This window comes from Epibacterium sp. Ofav1-8, assembly GCF_022348185.1.
Taxonomy (GTDB): Bacteria; Pseudomonadota; Alphaproteobacteria; order Rhodobacterales; family Rhodobacteraceae; genus Epibacterium.
On sequence record NZ_JAKRFD010000002.1, the window covers coordinates 238,309 to 258,090 of the forward strand.

The 19,782-nt window shown below is 63.9% G+C and carries 15 protein-coding genes; 11 read left to right on the plus strand and 4 right to left on the minus strand.

Annotation, left to right across the window (positions count from 1 at the left end; genetic code table 11):
* The first annotated feature begins 181 nt into the window (after positions 1–181).
* From MHM97_RS03950 to MHM97_RS03980, 7 genes are all read left to right on the plus strand, one after another.
* Positions 182–1,189, plus strand: coding sequence for an ABC transporter substrate-binding protein (locus tag MHM97_RS03950; protein ID WP_239319700.1), 1,008 nt, complete (start codon positions 182–184; stop codon positions 1,187–1,189).
* Positions 1,189–2,226, plus strand: coding sequence for a FecCD family ABC transporter permease (locus tag MHM97_RS03955; RefSeq protein ID WP_239319702.1), 1,038 nt, complete (start codon positions 1,189–1,191; stop codon positions 2,224–2,226). Before MHM97_RS03950 ends, MHM97_RS03955 begins: the two co-directional genes overlap by 1 nt.
* Positions 2,223–2,987 carry an ABC transporter ATP-binding protein gene (locus tag MHM97_RS03960; RefSeq protein WP_239319704.1) on the plus strand — a complete coding sequence of 255 codons (765 nt, stop codon included), beginning with the start codon at positions 2,223–2,225 and terminating at the stop codon, positions 2,985–2,987. The genes MHM97_RS03955 and MHM97_RS03960 overlap by 4 nt, the downstream gene beginning before the upstream one ends.
* A 338-nt stretch (positions 2,988–3,325) precedes the next feature.
* Positions 3,326–7,090, plus strand: coding sequence for a chemotaxis protein CheB (locus MHM97_RS03965; RefSeq protein WP_239319707.1), 3,765 nt, complete (start codon positions 3,326–3,328; stop codon positions 7,088–7,090).
* Positions 7,091–7,094: 4 nt separating this feature from the next.
* A complete protein-coding gene (locus MHM97_RS03970) occupies positions 7,095–7,475 on the plus strand; it encodes a response regulator (protein ID WP_239319709.1) in 381 nt (126 codons plus the stop codon).
* 1 nt (position 7,476) lies between these two features.
* Positions 7,477–9,861 (plus strand): transporter substrate-binding domain-containing protein, encoded by a 2,385-nt coding sequence (locus MHM97_RS03975; RefSeq protein WP_239319711.1) that lies wholly within the window; start codon positions 7,477–7,479, stop codon positions 9,859–9,861.
* Positions 9,858–10,253: a response regulator gene (locus MHM97_RS03980; RefSeq protein ID WP_239319721.1), complete on the plus strand. Its 396-nt coding sequence runs from the start codon at positions 9,858–9,860 to the stop codon at positions 10,251–10,253. The genes MHM97_RS03975 and MHM97_RS03980 overlap by 4 nt, the downstream gene beginning before the upstream one ends.
* A gap of 241 nt (positions 10,254–10,494) precedes the next feature.
* Here the strand turns inward: MHM97_RS03980 and MHM97_RS03985 are convergent, their stop codons facing one another.
* Positions 10,495–11,259, minus strand: coding sequence for a substrate-binding periplasmic protein (locus MHM97_RS03985; protein ID WP_239319723.1), 765 nt, complete (start codon positions 11,257–11,259; stop codon positions 10,495–10,497).
* 82 nt (positions 11,260–11,341) lie between these two features.
* Positions 11,342–12,109 (minus strand): substrate-binding periplasmic protein, encoded by a 768-nt coding sequence (locus MHM97_RS03990; RefSeq protein WP_239319724.1) that lies wholly within the window; start codon positions 12,107–12,109, stop codon positions 11,342–11,344.
* 417 nt (positions 12,110–12,526) lie between these two features.
* On the opposite strand from MHM97_RS03990, the gene MHM97_RS03995 reads away from it, so the two are divergent.
* The 4 genes from MHM97_RS03995 to MHM97_RS04010 all read left to right on the plus strand — a co-directional run bounded on the left by MHM97_RS03995 (position 12,527) and on the right by MHM97_RS04010 (position 16,666).
* On the plus strand, positions 12,527–13,645 hold the full coding sequence (locus tag MHM97_RS03995; protein WP_239319725.1) for a porin: 1,119 nt from the start codon (positions 12,527–12,529) through the stop codon (positions 13,643–13,645).
* 306 nt (positions 13,646–13,951) lie between these two features.
* The gene (tig, locus tag MHM97_RS04000; protein ID WP_239319726.1) at positions 13,952–15,283 is read left to right on the plus strand and encodes a trigger factor; all 1,332 of its coding nucleotides are present in this window, start codon (positions 13,952–13,954) and stop codon (positions 15,281–15,283) included.
* 184 nt (positions 15,284–15,467) lie between these two features.
* A complete protein-coding gene (locus MHM97_RS04005; RefSeq protein WP_239319727.1) occupies positions 15,468–15,755 on the plus strand; it encodes a hypothetical protein in 288 nt (95 codons plus the stop codon).
* Entirely contained in the window at positions 15,752–16,666 is a 915-nt protein-coding gene (locus MHM97_RS04010; protein ID WP_239319728.1) for a GGDEF domain-containing protein, read from the plus strand. The genes MHM97_RS04005 and MHM97_RS04010 overlap by 4 nt, the downstream gene beginning before the upstream one ends.
* 71 nt (positions 16,667–16,737) lie before the next feature.
* Here MHM97_RS04010 and MHM97_RS04015 read toward each other — a convergent pair whose 3' ends face one another.
* Together MHM97_RS04015 and MHM97_RS04020 are read right to left on the minus strand one after the other, a co-directional pair.
* On the minus strand, positions 16,738–18,702 hold the full coding sequence (locus MHM97_RS04015; RefSeq protein ID WP_239319729.1) for a bifunctional 2',3'-cyclic-nucleotide 2'-phosphodiesterase/3'-nucleotidase: 1,965 nt from the start codon (positions 18,700–18,702) through the stop codon (positions 16,738–16,740).
* A 164-nt stretch (positions 18,703–18,866) separates the two neighbouring features.
* The gene (locus MHM97_RS04020) at positions 18,867–19,334 is read right to left on the minus strand and encodes a lytic transglycosylase domain-containing protein (protein ID WP_239319730.1); all 468 of its coding nucleotides are present in this window, start codon (positions 19,332–19,334) and stop codon (positions 18,867–18,869) included.
* Positions 19,335–19,782: the final 448 nt, after the last annotated feature.

The following is a 19,782-nucleotide window of genomic DNA, read 5'->3' on the forward strand; positions in this document are numbered from 1 at the left end:
AGCGGCGCGGCGCAGGCAACGGCACCGCCGCCGCTGCCTGCGGCCCGGATACTGCGCTGGCTGCGCGGTTGGCCAGAAGCGGAGCGCCCCAGGGCAATGCAGGTCAGAATCACGCTTGATCTTGCAGGCTGATGTCTCTAGCTGGTTTCCGACTAAAGTGCTCAAGAATGGAAATCTGCCGATGTCTCGCAATTCGATCCTCACCCTGGGAACCGTGGCGCTGCTGGTGTCCGGCATGTCCCTGCGGGCCGACACGCACTATCCCCTGACGATCGAGAACTGCGGTCAGTCGGTGACCTTTGACAAGGCGCCGGAAAACGCCGTCGCGCTGGGACAGAACAGCGCCGAGATCATGCTGCTTCTGGGGCTTGAGGACCGCATGGCGGCCACCGCGTTCTGGCCCAACGCCGTCCTGCCCGAAGTGGCAGAGGCCAACAGCGGTGTCGAAAGGCTCACCGTTGAATTTCCGACGCTGGAATCCGTGCTTGCCACCCAGCCCGATTTTGTCGCCGCCATGCTGACCACGTTGCTGGGTCCGGACAGCAAGGTCGCCAAACGGTCCGATTTTGAAGGCCTCGGCATCCCGACCTATCTGTCGCCCAGCGCCTGCTCGACGACGCTGGACGCAGGCGACGCCTATGGCTCGCGCGGGGAACTCTGGAACATGGACCTGCTGTACAAGGAGATCGAGGATCTGTCCCGGATCTTTGACGTGGCAGAGCGCGGGCAGGCGTTGATCGCCGATTTCAGGGCCCGTGAGGCCGCCCTGCGGGCGCAGTTTTCCGAAACCGAGGATCTGAGCTTCCTGTTCTGGTTCTCCAGCCCGTCCCCGGCGGATGACGCCTATCTGGGCGGGGGCAACGGGCCGTCGGGCTATATCGCCGATGTTCTGGGCGGCACCAATGCGATCAAGACCGAAGCGGACTGGCCCGCCGTTGGCTGGGAAGGCATCATGGCAGCCGACCCGACGGTGTTTGTGGTGGCGCAGGTCGATCGGGAGCGCTGGAACCTGGACACGGCGGACAACAAGATCGCGTTCCTGACCTCCGATCCGACCGTCAGCCAGATGGAAGCGGTGCGCAACGGGCGCATTGTCGTGATGAGCGGCGCCGCCATGAACCCCAGTATCCGCACGCTCTATGGTGCGGAGCAGGTGGCCGAACAGCTGAAGGCGATTGATCTTCCGTGATGGCATCGGATGCTTCAGAAGGCGAGGCGGCGCGTCTGACGCTCTTCCTCTGTCTGTCGCTGGTCGTGCTGGTCTTTGTCGTCGCGGCGGCGGCGGCGATCGGCGACTACAATATCGGTCTGGACACGGTGTTTCTGTCGGTCACCAATGAACTGGGGCTGACCGGGGCGGATATTGCACAGATCGAACAGAGCGTGGTCTGGAACCTGCGCCTGAGCCGCGCGCTGGTGGCCGCGCTGGCCGGGGCCGGGCTGGCCATCTGTGGCGCGATCCTTCAGGCGCTGCTGCGCAATGCCCTGGCCGAACCCTTTGTCCTGGGGGTGTCGGCGGGGGCCTCGACCGGCGCGGTCTGCGTGATCGTCCTGGGGCTGGGGGCCGGCAGCCTGTCCTTGTCGTTGGGGGCGTTTTCCGGGGCCTTCGCGGCGTTTGCCCTGGTGGCGCTGCTGTCCAACGGGGCCACCAGCGGGCCGAACCACACGATCCTGGCCGGGGTGGCGGCCTCGCAGCTGTTCAACGCGCTGACCTCCTATATTGTCACCACCTCCGGCAATGCGCAGCAGGCCAGGGACGTGATGTTCTGGCTTCTGGGCAGCTTTGGCGGCGTGCGCTGGCCGGATTTCCAGCTGTTGCTGGGGGTGGTGGTCGTCAGCCTCGCGATCTGTATCGTGATGGCGCGCTCGCTCGATGCCTTTACCTTTGGGGACGAGGATGCCGCTGCGCTCGGGGTGCCGGTGGCGCGCATCCGACTGCTGTTGTTCGGGGTGACGGCCCTGCTCACGGCCACCATCGTCAGCATGGTGGGGGCGATCGGGTTTGTCGGTCTGGTGGTGCCCCATGCGGCGCGCTACGTGGTGGGGCCGCTGCATTTGCGGCTGTTGCCCGCCTGCGCCGTGGTTGGCGCTGTCTTCATGGTGGTGGCCGACATCGTATCCCGGGTGATCGCGCCGCAGCAGACGGTGCCGATCGGCGTTGTCACGGCGCTTGTCGGGGTGCCCTTCTTTGCCATCATCCTCTACCGGGCGAGGCCGCAGTCATGAGTGTGGTTGCCGACAGCCTGCGGTGGGGCGTCAAACGCCGGACCATTGTGTCCGATGTGTCGCTGAGCGTCGCGCCCGGCGAGACGCTGGGCCTGATCGGCCCCAACGGGTCGGGGAAGTCGTCCCTGCTGCGGCTGCTGGCTGGGTTGCGCAAGCCGGCATCCGGGCGGGTCGCGATCAACGGCGAGAACATCGCGCAGGTGCCGCGCAAGGCGCTGTCGCGGCAGGTGGCCTTTGTCCAGCAAAGTGCCGCGACCGACACCAATGTCACGGTGGCAGATGTCGTCCGCCTCGGGCGCACCCCGCATCGCTCGGCGCTTGCGGGCTGGTCGGAGGCCGACGAGGCCGCAGTCACTAATGCGCTGGAGCGGGTCGACATGGCCTCTCGCAGGCGTCAGGCATGGCAGACCCTGTCCGGCGGAGAACGCCAGCGCGTGCATATCGCGCGGGCGCTCGCCCAGGCGCCGCAGGTGATGTTCCTCGACGAGCCGACCAACCACCTCGATATTCACCACCAGATCGAGATCCTGCGCATGGTGCGTGATCTGGAGCTGACCAGCATCATTGCGCTGCATGACCTCAATCTCGCGGCGATGTTCTGTGACCGGATCGTGGTTCTGGACGCCGGAACCGTCCGCGCTTGCGGCACCCCTGATGCGGTGCTGACCCAGGATCTGCTGCGCGATGTGTTCCGGGTCACCGCCCAGATCAGTGGCCCCGCGGTGGGCGACAGGCCGCATATCCGCTTCAGCGCCGAGTAACCGTCCCAGCGCCCCGGGGGCGACGGCCCCTGCACGGACGCGCAAAACCCGTTCGGCATGCCGGGCGGGGCAGGGCGCCCGGGCGGGCTGTGCGGATGCCGGCACTGGTGTTCGGGACCCGCTTGCGCCTTGAGAAGAGTGACAAAACGCCCGCGTTACACGCTGGACGTGCACCGGTCCCGTCGTTAGTCTCTCAGGCAAAGCTGTGGGAGACCGGACCGTGTCATGGGCGCCATGATCGCACCCGCCCCCGGCATCCCGCCCACAGGGCCGCTGTGCTTGCAGGTCTGGCCGGCGACGTGATCGATCAGGTTTCAAGCGAGGCGATTTAGCAGAACATGACGGAGGACAACATTCAGCCCGAAGAGACCACCCCGCAGTCCGTCTCGGCCACAGAGATCACCGGCGGGCCCCGTCCGATGGGATCTGTCGACCAGCGGTTCTATATCATCGGCGTTGGCGCGTCGGCGGGGGGGCTGGATGCGATCAAGCAATTGCTGACCCGGGTGCCCGAGGATTTCCCGCACAGTTTTGTCGTCATCCAGCACCTGTCGCCGGACTACAAATCGCTGATGACCGAGATCCTCGGCCGCGAAACCCAGCACCAGGTGGTGGAGGTCGAGGACGACATGCCGGTGGAACCGCACCACATCTATGTCATCCCCCCCGGCGCGCATATTGTCATTCAGGGCACCCGGGGCGACAGCAACAGCGGGCGAGCGCATCAGGCGGGCGATCCGGATGCCTCGGACAACGCCAATGCGCCACGGGGGGCGGGATTGCGGTTCTCGCTGGTCGCGCCGCAGCCGCGCCCGGCGCTCAACCTGCCGATCGATGTGTTCTTCCTCTCCCTTGCAGAGGCGGCGGGCGAGCGGGCGATCGGGGTGGTGCTGTCCGGCACCGGGTCCGACGGCAGCCGCGGGCTGCGGGCGATCAAGGACAGCGAGGGGCTGGTGATCGCGCAGGACCCCGAGACCTGCGGCTTTGACGGCATGCCGCGTCAGGCCATTGCCACCGGGCTGGTGGATCAGGTGCTTCAGCCCGACGACATCGTCGAGGAAATCGATCGCTTCATCGCGCTGCGCCAGAGCGGCATTGCCGATGTGGATGAGGTGTTCTCCGGCGCGCAGGATATATTCCGGCAGATCCTGGAGCGGGTCAGCACGCGGGCGGAAATCGACTTTGCGCTCTACAAGGAGCCCACCCTGAAACGCCGCATCGCGCGGCGCATGGGCTTTCTTGGCCTGACCCGGGCGGAGGAGTATCTCCGCTATCTCGAGGACAACAGCGGCGAGGCGGAGCTGCTCTATCGCGAGTTTCTGGTCGGGGTGACCAACTTCTTTCGCGATCTGCATGTCTGGCGCACGATGGAGGCCCGGGTGCTGCGACGGCTGTTCGAAGAGGGCGACACCAGCGCGCCCCTGCGGATCTGGTCGGTCGGCTGCTCCACTGGCGAGGAAGCCTATACGCTGGCGATGCTGTTGCAGAAATTTCGCGACGATAACCAGATCGAGCGCGACTTTCGCGTCTATGCCACCGATGTGAACGAAAACGCGGTCAATACCGCCAAACAGGGGATCTATCCGGATCACACGCTGGAGGAAATCCCGGTGGAATACCGCGAGGCGGGCTATATCACCCACCACCCCGGCACCTTTGCGATTGCGCCCAAGATCCGCGCCCAGATCGTCTTTGCGGTACATGACATCACCCTCGATCCGCCCTACACGCGGACTGATCTGATCGTCTGCCGCAACCTGCTGATCTATCTCAGCCCGGATGTGCAGGCGCGGGTGATGGTGAATTTCTCGATGTCGCTGCGCATGGAGGGGTATCTGCTCCTTGGGGCGGCGGAAACGCCGGGGCCGGATGGTGTCCGGTTCAGCTTCTTCATGGGCAAGGAGCGGATCTACAAGAACATGCGCGTCGCGCAGTCGAGGCCCGGGCGCGGATCGCTGACCGCACAGCTGCCGGCCCTTGGCATGCTGCCGCGGGCGCGGCGCATGCTCTCGAGCACCCACACCGCGCAGGACGACCTGCATTCGCTGTTCCAGTTCTCGCTGGAGGCAAGCCAGACCGGCGTATGCATCGTGGACCCCAGTGCCACCCTGCTGAAGACCTTCGGCAACATGAAGTCGATCCTGCAAATCCCGGACAGCGGCTTTTCCACCAATATCTTTGAACTCTGCGATGATCGTCTGCGCAGCGCCGTGGCGCTGGTCATGCGCGGCGCCGAGGACAATACCTCGGCCCAGGCCTCCGACATCCGGCTGATCGAGGAAGACGAGGTGCGCACGATATCGGTGTCCGGGCGCAAGATCATGTGGGAAGGGCACACCACCGCCATTGCCCTGTTCATCCGCCAGTCGACCCAGGCGCTGCCGCGCAGCCAGCCGGGCACGGCAGACGGAGAGGAGCCGGCGGCCCAGACCAGGGCCTATATCCAGCATCTGGAGGGCGAGGTGCGCTCGCTTCAGGAAATGCTCGGGGTGACGGCGCAGGACCTCGGTGCCTCCAACGAGGAGCTGCAAACCGCCAACGAAGAGCTGATTGCCGCCAACGAGGAATTGCAGGCCAACAACGAAGAGACCCAGAGCATCAACGAGGAGCTGCACACGGTCAACACCGAGAACATCGAGCGGATTTCCGAACTGGAGCAGGTGAATGCGGATGTCGACAACCTGCTGGAAACCGCGGCCCTGGGCATCCTGCTGTTGGACAATGACATGTGCATCCGCCGCTTCAGCGCCGGGGTGACCCGCTACCTCGACCTCCAGCACAGCGATGTGGGCCGCCCGCTGCAGAGCTTTGCCACGGCGCTGCTGCCGGAGGCGGTCACTCTGCTGCTGGAGGACGCCACGCTGGCGCGCGATCAGGGCGAGGAAACCGAACGCGAGCTGCGCCGCCGGGACGGCGGCTTTGTGCAGACCCGCGTGCGCCAGTTCACCCGTCCGCGTGGCAGCCCCGACGGGGTGGTCATTACCCTGCTGGACATCACCGACAGCAAGCTTCTGGAGCAGGAGGCACGGCGACAGAGCGAAATTCTGGCCAGCGTGCTGGAGAGCGAGGAAGCGGGCTATTGGGACTGGAACATCCCCAGCGATCAGCTCTATATCAGCCGCCGCTTTCTGGAATTGCTGGGCTTTGCCACCGGCGAACTGGCCCCCACGCCGGAAACCTGGTTTGCCCTCATCCACGAGGAAGACCGCCCGCGGTTCCACCAGGCCTATGACGCCCATGTCGAGAGCCGCGGCACAAAACCCTTTGCGGTCGAGGTGCGCTATCTGCGCAAGGATGGCTCGGTGATCTGGGTCAAGAGCCGCGGGCAGGTCACCGACTGGAGCGTGGATCACCGTCCGATGCGGATGATCGGCGTGCATCAGAACGTCACCGACCTGCGCGAGCGGGAGGACGAGATCCAGCGCCGCGCCAATGAAATCCGCCGCTTTGCCTTTATTTCCGCCCATGACCTGAAACAGCCGCTCAATACCATCGAAAGCAGTATCGAGGCGCTGTTGGAGGAACTGCCGGACCAGCTCGACGAGGAGGCCCGGGAGGTGGTGGACTATCTGACCCGCGGCACCAACCGCCTGAAACGGCGGGTGGATGCGATCCTCGATTTTGCCCGCTTGCAGGACAAGGACGTCACCCTGGAACCGCTGGATCTGAACCGGATCGCCCGGGCCTCGGTGCAGGATCTGAAGGTGCCGATCGAACAGGCCGGGGCCGAGGTCATCGTCGAACCGCTGCCGCAGGCGCTTGGGGTGCCGGATCTGATTGCGCGGGTGTTGCAGAACCTGCTGAGCAACGCGCTCAAATATCGCCACCCCGACCGGCCATGCCGCATCACCATCGCGCCGCTGGCAACCGTCGATGGACGGGTCGGCGTGCGCGTGGATGACACCGGCATCGGCATCGCGGAAAAGGATCGCGAGAGCGTTTTTGAACTGTTTACCCGCTTGCATGTAGAATCCGAGGTCGAAGGCAGCGGCCTCGGCCTTGCCATGTGTGAAAAGATCATCTCGATGCACGGCGGCACCATCGAGGTGGTGGAGGCAGAGGACGGCGGCTCCAGCTTCCGCTTCACGTTGGGAGAGGGATGACACCATGACAGCGCGCCCCAAGGTCCTTCTGGTCGATGACTGCGATGCGGATCGGTATTTCTTCAAACGCAGCCTGCGCAAGGTCGCGCCGGAGGCCGAAGTGGTGGAATTCACCTATGCCGAGGATGCGCTGACCTATCTCAAGACACCGGGGCGGGGGCAGGTGGATCTGGTGTTTGTCGACATCAACATGCCACGGCTGAACGGGTTTGAATTCGCCGATCACTATCAGGCGCTCTATCCCGAACTGCGCGGCCATGCGCGGCTGTTTGTCTGTTCCTCCTCGATCAACCCGGCCGACCGGCAGCGCAGCGAGGACCATCCGGTGATCGACGGGTTCTACGAAAAACCGGTTGGCAAGGCGCAACTGGGGGCCTTGTTGTAACATGGGACCGGCGCGCGCACTGCCTCTGCTGCATTGGCGGCGCATCGTCCGGGGGCTTGTCGCCGCGCTGGCGCTGAGCACCGGCGCAGCCATCGCGGCGGACGACGTGCCGCGCTACGACAAGGTGGTGATGCCCTGGGGCAATGTGCCGCCGCTGTTGATGCGCGGCGAGGATGGCGCGCCGACCGGGTTTGCGGTCGAACTGGCCCGGCTGGTCGCCGATGAGGTCGGGTTTGAACTGGAACTGAAATATTACGGCCCGATCCCCGATATTGCCGCCGCGCAGGCAGGTGGCGAGACCGACATGCTGGTGGCGGTGGGGATGGGGCCGGTGTTCCAGCCCACCAATGTGGCCTCGCGCCCGATTTCCGAAGTGCAGGTCAGGCTGGCGATCCCGGTTGAACGGGCCGACAGCTTTGATCCCGACAACCTCGCCGGGCTGCGCATCGGGGCGGTGCCGCCGACCATCGCAGCAGATCCCGCCCTGTTTCCCGCCGCCACCCTGGTGGAGCAACCGGGGCCGGAGGAGGCGCTGATCTCGCTCCTCAGCGGCGATGTCGACGCGGTCTCCTATCCGGTCAACGTGCTGTTTGCGATGACCCGCGCCACCCGGCTGGACGGGCGGATCGCCTTTGTCGGTGATCCCCTGAAGACGATCCAACGCGTCATCGTGCTGCACGAAAGCCGCGCCGAGCTGCTTGACCCCGTCAACGCCGCGCTTGAAAAATTCGAAGCCGACGGCACCCTGGAGCAGCTGCGCGCCAAATACCTGATCTCCAACCCGGCGCCGGTGCCCGACGTGCTGACCGTGGGGGTGCACCACGTGCCGCCCTTTGTCGACATGGCGGCGGATGGCACTGCCACCGGGTTCGGGGTGGAGGTGCTCGAGGACCTGATGGATCTGGCCGGCCTGCGGTTTCGATATCAGCCCATCACCGACGAGGAATTTGGTCAGGGCCCCCGCGACGGCGTTGCCGATATCGTGCCGATGATGGCCTGGAACGCAGCGCGCGAGACGCGGATGGATTTCACCTTTCCCACCCACCGGGTGCCGTTCTCGATCTTCACCCTTGCCGACGCACCACAGCGGCCGCAGTCCCTGGATGACCTGCGCGGACTGCGGGTGGCGGTGGAATCCGGCAAGAACACGGCGCTTCTGGCCGAGAGCCACGGCGGGCTGGATCTGATCTATGTCGACGGCAAGGACGGCACCATGACCGCGCTGCTCGATGGCCGGGCAGAGGCCACCCTGTCGCCGACCAACGCTTTCTGGAGCCATGTCACGCAGCGCGGCAACCGCGACCTGTTCCGCGCCAGCGCGCAGCCCTTCTATGTCAGCGAGTCGGGGCCCGCCCTGCGTCTCGGGCTTGGCGAGGTGCGGGAGCGGCTGAATGCGGTCATCCCCGGCTATCTGATCTCCGACACCTATGCCGACCGGCAGGCCAAGTGGTTCGGCACCCCGGTGTTCTGGACGCCGCTGCGGTTGCGGCTGCTGATGGGCGGCATCGCTGCGCTGCTGGTGGCCTTGCTGGGGGTGGCGATCTGGCAGCAGGTGCAGCGCAGCCGGACCCAGGAACGCCAGGCCCGCCTGCTGCAACATTCGCGCCAGCTCGAAGGGCTGGTGGAGGAGCTGGAACGCTCCAACCGCGAACTGGACAGCTTTGCCGATATTGCCTCCCACGACCTCAAGGAACCGCTGCGGGCCATCCACTGGCAGATCCGCCAGCTGCAAGAGCAGAGCGAGACGCCGCCCGCCGCCGAAATCCGCCGTATCGAGGACCTCTGCGCCCAGATGGAGGCGACGATTTCGGCGCTCCTCAGTTCCTCGCAGCATCGCGGCCGGGGCAGCGCCCGGGTCGATATCGACGTCGAAGCGCTGGTGGAGGAAATTCGCGGCGAGCTGTCAGAACTGGCGCTGGCGACGGGCGGGCGCATCGTGGTGGAAACCCCCTTGCCACGGGTGAACGCCAGCCGCGCCAAGGCCAAGGTGGTGTTCCAGAACCTGATGGCGAACGGGCTGATCTACAACCGCGCCGCCACGCCGGAGGTGCGGCTGGGCTATCTGACGCCGGACAGCCAGGACCACAGCGGGCTGGTGCATGTGTTCTATGTCCGCGACAATGGCATCGGCATCGCGCCGGAGGATCGGATGCGCTTGTTCGAACCCGGGGTGCGGGGCCAGTCGCCCCATGACCAGACGCTCCCCGGCGCAACCGGAAGTGGTCTGGGGCTTTCCTTTGCCAAGGAAATCGTGGAAAGCTATGGCCAGCTTATTACACTGGACAGCACAGTCGGCAGCGGCACCACCTTCTACTTCTCCTTGCCCAACGCGCGGGAGCAGGACGCTGGTGCTGCGGCGACGGCGACATTGGCGGACGCAGTATGACCAAGATCCTTGTTATCGACGACAGTCCGGAGGACACCCAGATCCTGTGTCAGCTCTGCGAGCAGATCCCGGGCACCGTGACCACCACCGAAGCCACCGGCAGCGACGGCGTGGCGCGGTTTGCCAAATGGCGCGCGGATTGCGTGCTGCTGGACTATCACCTGGCGGATAACAATGGCCTGTCGGTGCTGGCGGCCCTGAAGGCGCGCGACCCGTTTGTGCCGGTGATCGTGCTCTCGGGACGCGGCAGCGAGGAGCTGGCCGCCGCCGCGATGAAGGCCGGGGCGACCCGCTATCTGACCAAACGCGGCCTGTCGCTGGACATGCTGCGCACGGCGGTGGAGGCGTCAATCCGCTGGATGCAGCACGCGGCGATGATGCGTCAGGGATAACGCCCGTCGCAAACGGGCACCTCATCCCGGCGAGCCTCCTTTGGCGCGGGGCATATTGCAGAGAAATCAAAGCCTGTATGATCTTCGCGGATCAAACCCGGCCCTCTGGCACAAAAAAAACGGGGCGCAGAACGCCCCGTTCGTGTTCCAGGTCCGCATGTCATCACCGAATAGGGACGCCCACCGGCCTGACCCGCGCGGCCCGTCAGCGCCAGGGTGCAGCGCTGACGGACCGGGGGGATCAGCTGCCGAGACCGGCTGCGGAACTCAGCTCGGCGCGGCTCTCGTCCAGAGCGCCGGAGGCCTGCATCTCGTCATAGGCCGCCTGCAACCGTTTGGCGAGCGCGGCACCGCCCTCCGCCTCGAGCGAGATCTGGAGGAAGCCGCCAACGCCCATGATGGCGCTCTCGGTGGAGCCAAGTTGCGCCCGCTCTTCGGCAGAGAATTCCTGCTCCAGCAGATACTGTCCGACATATTCATCGACGATAAAGGCATCGATGCGCCCGCCCAGCAGCTTGCGGAAGTTGGAGGCATCATCCTTGGCGGTCTGGGTCTCGATCGACCCGTTTTCCACATTGGCCCAGAACACCGGCGTGTAGGAATAGCCGTGGGTGACACCGATCACCACGTCCTCCAGTTCGGTGACATCCTCGAATTCCGGCACCGGATTGTCGGTGCGATAGTAGAGCACGTTCCGGTCCAGCGTGAAGGGGCCGACCATCGCCAGACCGGTCTGGTCGGGGCGCTCGCCCCAGTAGCTCGACGCCTGCACCTGGCCATTGCGGGCCATCTCCAGCGCGCGTTTCCAAGGCATGTATTCGAATTCGACATCGAGGCCGGCGTGCTCGGCCACGCGGGTCACCAGCCCGTTGACGACACCGTGGTTGGGCAGCGATTCCCCGGTGAAGGGCGCGTATTCACCGGTGGAGATCGTGATGGTTTCGGCATGGGCCGCCGTGGACAGCGCCACCAGCGCGCCGGTCAGGGTCGCAAGGATATGTTTCATGAGAGAGGTCTTTCGTTCACAGGATGGGGGAGGGCGCCGCACGAGGTCAGATGCGGCGCCGGGAGGAGAGGCCGATGGCCCGTCAGCTGGACGGGATGCCAGAGGCCGCATTCAGTTCGGTTTTTACCGCGTCGAGTTCGCCGGATTCGGCCAGCGCGTCATAGGCGGATTGCAGGCGTGCCGCGATGTCGGCGCCGCCTTCGGCTTCGGTCGAGATCTGAAGATAGCCAAGCGCCTCGGCAACGGGCGTTTCCGATGCCGCGAACTGAGCCACTTCCTCGGGGCTGAAGTTCTGGTTCAGGAGGTCCCAGCCCACCAGTTCATTGATGATGAAAGCGTCGATGCGCCCCTTTTGCAGCTTCTTGAAGTTGGACAGGTCGTTTGACGCGGTCTGGATCTCGTAGGTGCCATCCTCGCCATGTGCCCAGAACGCCTCTGTGTAGGGGTAGCCCAGCGTGGCGCCAAAGGTGGTTCCGGCCAGATCGTCCAGCTCGGACCACTCTGGCAGCGGCGCATCGGCGCGGTGGAAAAAGACGATGCGGCCGTTGGACACCGGGCCCACTTCGATCAGGCCGCTTTGGTCTGTCAGATCGTTCCAGTAGCTGGCACCGTGCATCTGACCCTGACGGGTGAGTTCAAGCCCGCGGTTCCACGGCATGTATTCAAAGCTGATCTCGACCCCGGCATCGGCGGCCAGACGTGAAACAAGGCCGTTGACCACACCGCCATTGGGCAGCGCTTCGCCGGTCATCGGGGCGTATTCGCCGGTGGCAATGCGCAGCGGCTCCGCCATCAGCGGCGCGGTCATGGTGGCGAGGGCAAGGCCGAGGGCGCTCAGGGTTGTCTTCATGTCGTCTACTCCGGAGGTGGATTGTCGCAAAAACGGGTTTGGCGAAAGTCTCCCCCCAGATCCCTAACCGGCGGTTACCGGGGCAGGGGGGCAGCCGGGGATTTTTGTGCGGATTTGATTCGAGTGACGCGCCGCTTTGATGCCGGGACAGCGCCGGAGGGTTGCACGCAGCGAATGGCTGCCTATTCAATAATGCAAACTTGGGTGGTTGAAATTGATCGTGCAAAACCCCAGTGGCACGATGTGCTAGGCGGAAAAGTGCCATAATTACAGCGCTCTCCGCGATGTGAACTGACCCGTTCAGCTGGGTCGACTTTCAAGTCCTGTTCCCGAAATTCTTACATGATAGCTCAGGGTCCAGTCGGATCCGGGGATGGAGGATGGCCGACTGTAAATCGACTTTAGGAGACTCAGATCATGAGCACCAAAACCCTTGCGGCGGGCTCCAGCGCGCTCGCGCTGACAGCCCTCCTCGCCGCTCCCGCCGTTGCGGGCCCCACCTACACCTCGGACAATGGTGGCACCTTCCGCTGGTACGGCCAGCTCAACCTGACCTATCAGGGCTATGACGATGGCCAGGAAGACTACAACCGCTTCCTCGACAACGGCAACTCCGGGTCCCGCGTCGGCTTCTGGCTGGAGCAGCCCTTTGGCGAGAACACCCTGAAATTCCGCTTTGAAACCTCGCTGTCGCTGCGCTCGACAGATGGTGTCGATCAGAACGGGCAGGGCGACATCACCGACTGGACCCGCAGCGACCTGCGCCACGTCGACCTGCAATGGCACACCCCGCGCTACGGTACCTTCTCCATCGGTCAGGGCTCGATGGCGGCGGATGGCGCCACCGGGATCGACCTCTCCGGCACCGGTGTGGCGGCGAATACCTCCGTGGCGGATGCCGCCGGTGGCTACTTCCTGCGCAGCAGCACCGGCGCGCTGACCGGGATCGAGATCGGCGATGTCTTTGCGACCTTTGACGGCTCCCGCCGGGGCCGGGTGCGCTATGACTCGCCCGAATTCGCCGGGTTCACCGTCTCTGCGTCCTATGGTGAGGACATCCTGACCGAGGATGCCGACACCGAGCAGTATGACATCGCCCTGAACTACGAAAACGAGGATCTTGGCGATTTCACCGTGGCCGGTGCCCTGGCCGTGAGCTGGACCGACAAGGGCGGTTCCGACACGCGGGACACCATCGCCTCCGCCGCGGTTCTGCACGAGCCGACCGGCCTTTCGCTGAGCGCCGCCACCGGCGACCGCGACACCGGCGGCAACTATGGCTACGTCAAGCTGGGCTACACCGCGAACCTGGTCTCCGTCGGCGCCACCTCCTTCTCGGTGGACTATTATGACGGCTCCGATCTGGTCTCTGTCAACGACAGCGCGGAATCCTTCGGGATCGCGGCGGTGCAGAAATTCGACCGCCAGAACATCGAAGCCTATGTCGCCTACCGCGAGTATTCCTACGATGACACTTCGGCGACCACCTATCAGGACGGGTCTGCCGTTCTGGCCGGTGCCCGCTGGAAGTTCTGAGCAGAACATGTCAAGAGCGGTGCTCTGAATACGGGTTACCGGGCCGGGTGAGGGTTTTTACCTCGTGACCCGTGACTGGTTCGGTTGTCCGCATCACGCTGCGCCCCCCGGCTCCTCCCGGGGGGCGTTTGCATGTGGTCTGCGGCCTTCACGGCGTAAAAACGGGGGGAAAGCGCCGGTTTGGGGCGCTTCATGGGCGGATCGGGGCGGATGCCTCTTGCACCGCGCCGCGCGGGCCAATAGAAGGCCACAAATTGTCTGGGGGCGGAGCCTGCGCGCGCGCCCCGAATCTCTATGGGGAATATGATGCAGGTCACTGAAACTCTGAACGAAGGTCTGAAGCGCGGCTACGCGATCACCATTCCGGCAACCGAGCTGGAAGAGAAGGTCAACGCGAAACTGGCCGAAGCGCAACCCGAGATCGAGATGAAGGGCTTCCGCAAGGGCAAGGTTCCGATGCCGCTTCTGAAAAAGCAGTTCGGTCCGCGCCTGATGGGCGAAGTCATGCAGGAAGCTGTCGATGGTGCGATGAACAAGCACTTCGAAGATTCCGGCGACCGTCCGGCGTTGCAGCCCGACGTCAAGATGACCAACGAAGACTGGAAAGAGGGCGACGACGTCAACGTCGAGATGTCCTATGAGGCGCTGCCCGAGATCCCCGAGGTCGACGTGTCCGGCGTCGAGCTGGAAAAGCTGGTTGTCAAAGCCGAAGACGAAGCCGTGACCGAGGCGCTGGAAAACCTCGCGTCCTCCGCACAGGAATTCGAAGCCCGCGAAGAGGGTGCCGCATCCGAGGATGGCGATCAGGTCGTGATCGACTTTGTCGGCAAGGTTGACGGCGAAGCGTTCGAAGGCGGTTCCGCCGAGGATTACCCGCTGACGCTGGGCTCCAACTCCTTCATCCCCGGCTTCGAAGAGCAGCTGGTCGGCGTGAAGTCCGGTGAGGAAAAAGACGTCACCGTGACCTTCCCCGAAGAGTATGGCGCAGAGCACCTCGCGGGCAAGGAAGCCGTGTTCTCCTGCACCATCAAAGAGGTCAAAGCCCCCAAAGCGGCCGAGATCAACGACGAGCTGGCCAAGAAATTCGGTGCCGAGGATCTGGACCAGCTGAAAGGTCAGATCTCCGAGCGTCTCGAAGCAGAATATGCCGGTGCCGCCCGTCAGGTGATGAAGCGTGCCGCCCTCGACGCGCTGGCCGATCTGGTCTCCTTCGACCTGCCGCCGAGCCTGGTTGAGGCCGAAGCCAAGCAGATCGCACACCAGCTGTGGCACGAGGAAAACCCGGACGTGCAGGGCCACGACCACCCGGAAATCGAGCCCACCGACGAGCACAACAAGCTGGCCGAGCGCCGCGTGCGCCTGGGTCTGCTCCTCGCCGAAATGGGTCAGAAAGCCGAAGTCGAAGTGACCGACCAGGAAATGACCCAGGCGATCATGCAGCAGGCACGCCAGTACCCGGGCCAGGAACGTCAGTTCTTTGAGTTCATCCAGCAGAACGCCCAGATGCAGCAGCAGCTGCGCGCGCCGATCTTCGAAGACAAGGTCATCGACTTGGTATTCGATCAGGCGAAGGTCTCCGAGAAGGAAGTCTCCAAGGAAGACCTGCAAAAAGCCGTCGAGGCGCTGGAAGAAGAATAATCTCTTCCTCTTTGAGTTTTTGGAAAGAGCCGTCCGGTCCGGGCGGCTCTTTTTCTTTGGGCGACGGGTGCGTTGGCGCGGATTTTAGCGCGCGCGACCTTTGCCGCGGAGGCTGCGAATCATCTGGTCGCGCAGTTCGGCGCGGTTGCGGTTTTGGGCCAGATATCTGCAACTGAGACCTTTCATGCTTGAAAATATTCATTTGCTTCAACCATTTGGTGCGATTTTGTCTAATTCATTCAATTTTTTAGAGAAACCGCCCCAAACGGTGGGGGGCATCAATTTGCAGGTCGTGCCATTGCGGGGAAGGCATCGTTTTTTTCCCCTCATCGCCTGTCGGATTGGGGCTTTTCCTTTGCCCGCGAAAAAATCAAAAGTCGTCGATATAAAAAAATTTCAAGGCAGCGCCTTCAAACGCATAAATCGTATCGGGACAGATCCATGCCAACGACCAGGATTCAGCGCCGCGTGAATATCCTTCTTGGGGCCAGCGTTGCCCTCATTTGTGCGGGTATGGTTGTGGTCAACCTGTCGCGCGGGACCTACCCGATGGCGGCCATTCTGGCGCTTGTGGTGCTGATCCTGGTGCTCGACCTCGTTGCGGCGCTGCGCCTGCAACGGCTGCCTGTCTCGATCAACCTTGTGCTCTGCCTGATCGGGGCGGCGATCGTGCTGGGGATCTGGCTGATCGGGCCGGAGACCGGTTTCTATGCCTTCCCGGCCGTGATCGGTGCCTTTCTGGTGTCGCGTGGCCTGTTCCCGCTGGTGTTCTCGCTGATCTTCTGCGGCGGGGTTGTTTCCATGACGCTGTTCTCTGGTGGCGATTGGCCCTTTGCCATGCGGCTCTTCTTTGCGCTCAGCCTGTGCCTTGCCTTCCTGTGGTATGCCGCAATCCGCATCGACGAAGCGCAGAACCAGCTGGTCAGCGGCTGTATCCGCGATCCCCTGACCGGATGTTTCAACCGGCGCCACCTGGAGGCGGTGATCGAAATCGAGGATCTGTCCGACGCAGCCCTGATCCTGTTTGACCTCGACGATTTCAAGAGCGTCAACGACAACCTCGGCCATCCCACCGGCGACTATGTGCTGAAAGCGGTGACGATGCTGGTGCAGCAGGAACTGAGCCCCGGTGATCTCCTGTTCCGGCTGGGCGGCGAGGAGTTTCTGGTGTTGCGGCCGTGCGGGGATCTGGCATCGGCACGCACGCTTGCCGAACAATGCCGCGCACAGCTCGAAGGCTCCGGCATTCTGAAGATGCGCCGGATCACCGCCACGTTCAGCTGCGCCGCCATCGCAGGGCAGGCCGATCTGATGCCAGCGCTGTGCCGGGCGGATGTGATGCTGCTCAGAGCCAAGCGCGACGGCCGCAACCGGGTCGCCTGACGCAAAAGGGCCGCCCCGATGTGCGCCGGGGCGGCCCCATTTGACCTGTCAGCCGCGGTGTCTGGCCGCGATCAGAGTTCGATCTTGAAACGGGCAAACCCGTCCGGGCCATCGCCGGCCGGTGTGATCGACACGCCGGGCACCGCATCCGCATAGTCCGCCGCCTTGGGGCCGGTGTCGAACAGCACCGAGGTGCCGGGCAGGGGCGCAAAACGCCAGTTGCCGTCTGCCTTGGGGCTGATGGTGCCCTGTTCGACGATATAGCGCACGATCACATCGCGGTTGGTGTCGGGGCCTTCGAACACAACGGTATCGCCCATCGCCCCCGGGAAGTTGCCACCGCCGCCAGCGCGATAGTTGTTGGTGGCGATGATGAACTCCTGCGCGGGATCAATCGGCGCGCCGTTGAATTCAAGGTTCACGATCCGGTTGGTGTCCGGGTTGATGACCTCTCCCTTGGAAGTGAACATCGGCGGCTGGCTCAGGTCGATCTGATAGGTCACCCCGTCGATCACATCAAAGTTGTAGCTTGGGAACTCCGGGTTCAGCAGCACCTGATCCGCTTTGCCGGGCTCGACCTGGTTGAACATGCCCGCCGAGCGCTCCAGCCAGTCCTTGACCTGCTGGCCGGTGACCTTCACCGCGCGCACGGTGTTGGGGTAGAGGTAGAGATCGGCGACATTCTTGATCGCCACATCGCCCACGGGGACATCGGTGTAATACTCCGGCCCGCCACGCCCACCAGCCTTGAACGGCGCGGCGGCGGAGAGGATCGGCAGGCCCTCATGCTCGGTGCCCTTGAGCATCTGTTCGATGTACCAGGTCTGCGCGATCGAGACGATCTGCACCGACGGATCATCCGCCACCAGCGCAAAATAGCTGTGCAGCGGCGCATCGGTCTTGCCCACCGCGCGGCGCACATAGGCCAGCGTGGCGTCATGGTCTGCCTGCACCGCGTCAAGCACGCTCTGGTCGCTGTCGACAAGGGCGGTGACGCTGCGGTCCTCGTTGCGCTTTGAAATGGGCCGCGCCTCGGAGGCATGGCCCACCACACGCCAGCCGTTGCCGTCGCGCTCCAGCATCAGGTCGATCAGCCCCATGTGGCTGCCCCAATAGCCGCCCATGACGGCGGGCGTGCCGTGGATGGTGCCTTTGTCGGCGTCAACGCCCGCAAACTCCGCATAGGTGGAGGAGGGGAACACCAGATGGCTGTGTCCGGTCATGATGGCATCAATGCCCTCCACCGCCGCCAGCGGCACCGAGGCGTTCTCCATCCCGTCGCTGTGATCGGCCGCGCCGATGCCGGAGTGGGACAGCGCAATAATGATGTCTGCGCCTTTCTCCTTCATCTCGGGCACATAGGCGCGGGCGCAGTCGACGATGTCACGCGCCTGCACGTTGCCCTCCAGATGCTTGCGGTCCCAGTTCATCACCTGCGGCGGCACAAAGCCGATCAGGCCGATCTTGATCGGATGGGTGTTGCCCGCGCCATCGGTCAGCGTGCGCTCCAGCATCACATAGGGCGGCAGCAGCGTCTCATCCTCGCGCGGGGAGGCGCCCATCTTCTTGGCGACATTGGCACAGACCACCGGGAACCCGGCCCCGGCCAGCGACTTCATCAAAAATGAAATGCCGTAGTTGAATTCGTGATTGCCCAGGGTGGAGGCATCGTAGCCCACGGTGTTCATCGCCGTGATCACCGGATGCTGGTCGCCGTCCTTCATGCCGCGCTCATAGGCGATGTAATCGCCCATCGGGTTGCCCTGCAGGAAGTCGCCATTGTCCAGCAGCAGCGTGTTGGTGGCCTCGGCGCGGATGTCGTTGATCAGGGCCGCGGTCCGGGCGAGGCCGACCGTGTCCACGGGTTTGTCGCCGTAATAGTCATAAGGAAACACATGCACGTGCAGGTCGGTGGTCTCCATCAGGCGCAGGTGCACCTGTCCGGCGGCCGCCTGAACGGAAAACGGATGCAGGGCAATCAGCCCGGCGCCGGCGCTGCCGGCAAGAAAGGACCGGCGATCAAGTTGAAGCGGCATGTTCTACTCCTTGAAATCAAATCAACCCCCGGGGGTGGGGGCCTGTGCAATGTCGTAGCCAAGTCATGTGACGGCTATATTGCAGCAGGCCAGATTTTGACTTTGTGGTCAAAGAATTTGACATCCGGGAGCGCGTATCGCGGACAGGCGACGGCGGACCCGGCTCAGCGCAGGCCCGTTTCGCGCAGCATGCCGCGCCGCTTCGCCTCATAGTAGTAGCCGCGCGAATAGTGTTTGACCGCCGTGTCCTGGCTGCCATCAGAGATCAGCCAGGCGCCGCGCAGATACCGCACTGCGTATTTCAGGTTGGTATCGGCATCCAGCAGGTCCTTCGGCTGGCCCCGGAACCCCATGGAGCGCGCAGTGGCGGGCAGGATCTGCAGCAGCCCGTAATAGGGCCGGTTGGTCGCCCAGGGGCGATGGGTGCTCTCGCGCACTGCCAGCCGGTGGACCAGGCTGCGCGGCACCTCATAGTGGTCGGCCCAGTAGTTGATCTTTTGCCGCAGCTCCGGGGTTTCATTCGGATAGAGGGGCGGGCTGTAGGCGCGCGTTGCCGTTTCGGTGCGCGCGCAGCCCGCCGCGGAGCTGAGGGAAAAGGCCGCCAAAGTCCAAAGCAGGTGACGACGATGCATGGGGGGCTCTTTCGGTTGTTGCTGCGGCGCCAGATTAGCCGGGATTTCAGATGCAGCAAGACCCACGCCGGCAGCAGGGCGGAGCTTTGCCGATCCCGGCGATGGCACGGCATCCGGCGTACTGTCGCCCGCGGTGCACGGGCTCAGGGGACAGTGACCCCGAGGCGGGACTGGGCTGAAGCCGGGGTTGGAACTCTGTTTAATTTTCAACAATAGCGCGATGAAATTGCATCTCTTTTTCGTCGATTAGGAGATCATTCAGCTGTGTTAAAATTGTAGGAATGAGGGTGGGCGGCATTAATCTCTCGGTAAGATGATTTATGCCAGTGTAACGGTGCATCTGGTGACAGGTGGCGCTGACGCCGCGAGGCGTAAGGCAGGTTTAGGACGGGACCACTCGCCCCCGTGTAACGGGAAAACCTGAATAAAGGACAGATAACAAATCACT

What these genes read in the sequence shown, in the direction of transcription:
- MHM97_RS03970 (WP_239319709.1), top strand. Translation starts at nt 7,095, where the DNA reads ATGACAGCGCGCCCCAAGGTCCTTCTGGTCGATGACTGCGATGCGGAT.
- MHM97_RS03965 (WP_239319707.1), top strand. Translation starts at nt 3,326, where the DNA reads ATGACGGAGGACAACATTCAGCCCGAAGAGACCACCCCGCAGTCCGTC.
- MHM97_RS03950 (WP_239319700.1), top strand. Translation starts at nt 182, where the DNA reads ATGTCTCGCAATTCGATCCTCACCCTGGGAACCGTGGCGCTGCTGGTG.
- tig (WP_239319726.1), top strand. Translation starts at nt 13,952, where the DNA reads ATGCAGGTCACTGAAACTCTGAACGAAGGTCTGAAGCGCGGCTACGCG.
- MHM97_RS04005 (WP_239319727.1), top strand. Translation starts at nt 15,468, where the DNA reads ATGCTTGAAAATATTCATTTGCTTCAACCATTTGGTGCGATTTTGTCT.
- MHM97_RS03975 (WP_239319711.1), top strand. Translation starts at nt 7,477, where the DNA reads ATGGGACCGGCGCGCGCACTGCCTCTGCTGCATTGGCGGCGCATCGTC.
- MHM97_RS03985 (WP_239319723.1), bottom strand. Translation starts at nt 11,259, where the DNA reads ATGAAACATATCCTTGCGACCCTGACCGGCGCGCTGGTGGCGCTGTCC.
- MHM97_RS04020 (WP_239319730.1), bottom strand. Translation starts at nt 19,334, where the DNA reads ATGCATCGTCGTCACCTGCTTTGGACTTTGGCGGCCTTTTCCCTCAGC.
- MHM97_RS03995 (WP_239319725.1), top strand. Translation starts at nt 12,527, where the DNA reads ATGAGCACCAAAACCCTTGCGGCGGGCTCCAGCGCGCTCGCGCTGACA.
- MHM97_RS04015 (WP_239319729.1), bottom strand. Translation starts at nt 18,702, where the DNA reads ATGCCGCTTCAACTTGATCGCCGGTCCTTTCTTGCCGGCAGCGCCGGC.
- MHM97_RS03955 (WP_239319702.1), top strand. Translation starts at nt 1,189, where the DNA reads ATGGCATCGGATGCTTCAGAAGGCGAGGCGGCGCGTCTGACGCTCTTC.
- MHM97_RS03980 (WP_239319721.1), top strand. Translation starts at nt 9,858, where the DNA reads ATGACCAAGATCCTTGTTATCGACGACAGTCCGGAGGACACCCAGATC.
- MHM97_RS03960 (WP_239319704.1), top strand. Translation starts at nt 2,223, where the DNA reads ATGAGTGTGGTTGCCGACAGCCTGCGGTGGGGCGTCAAACGCCGGACC.
- MHM97_RS03990 (WP_239319724.1), bottom strand. Translation starts at nt 12,109, where the DNA reads ATGAAGACAACCCTGAGCGCCCTCGGCCTTGCCCTCGCCACCATGACC.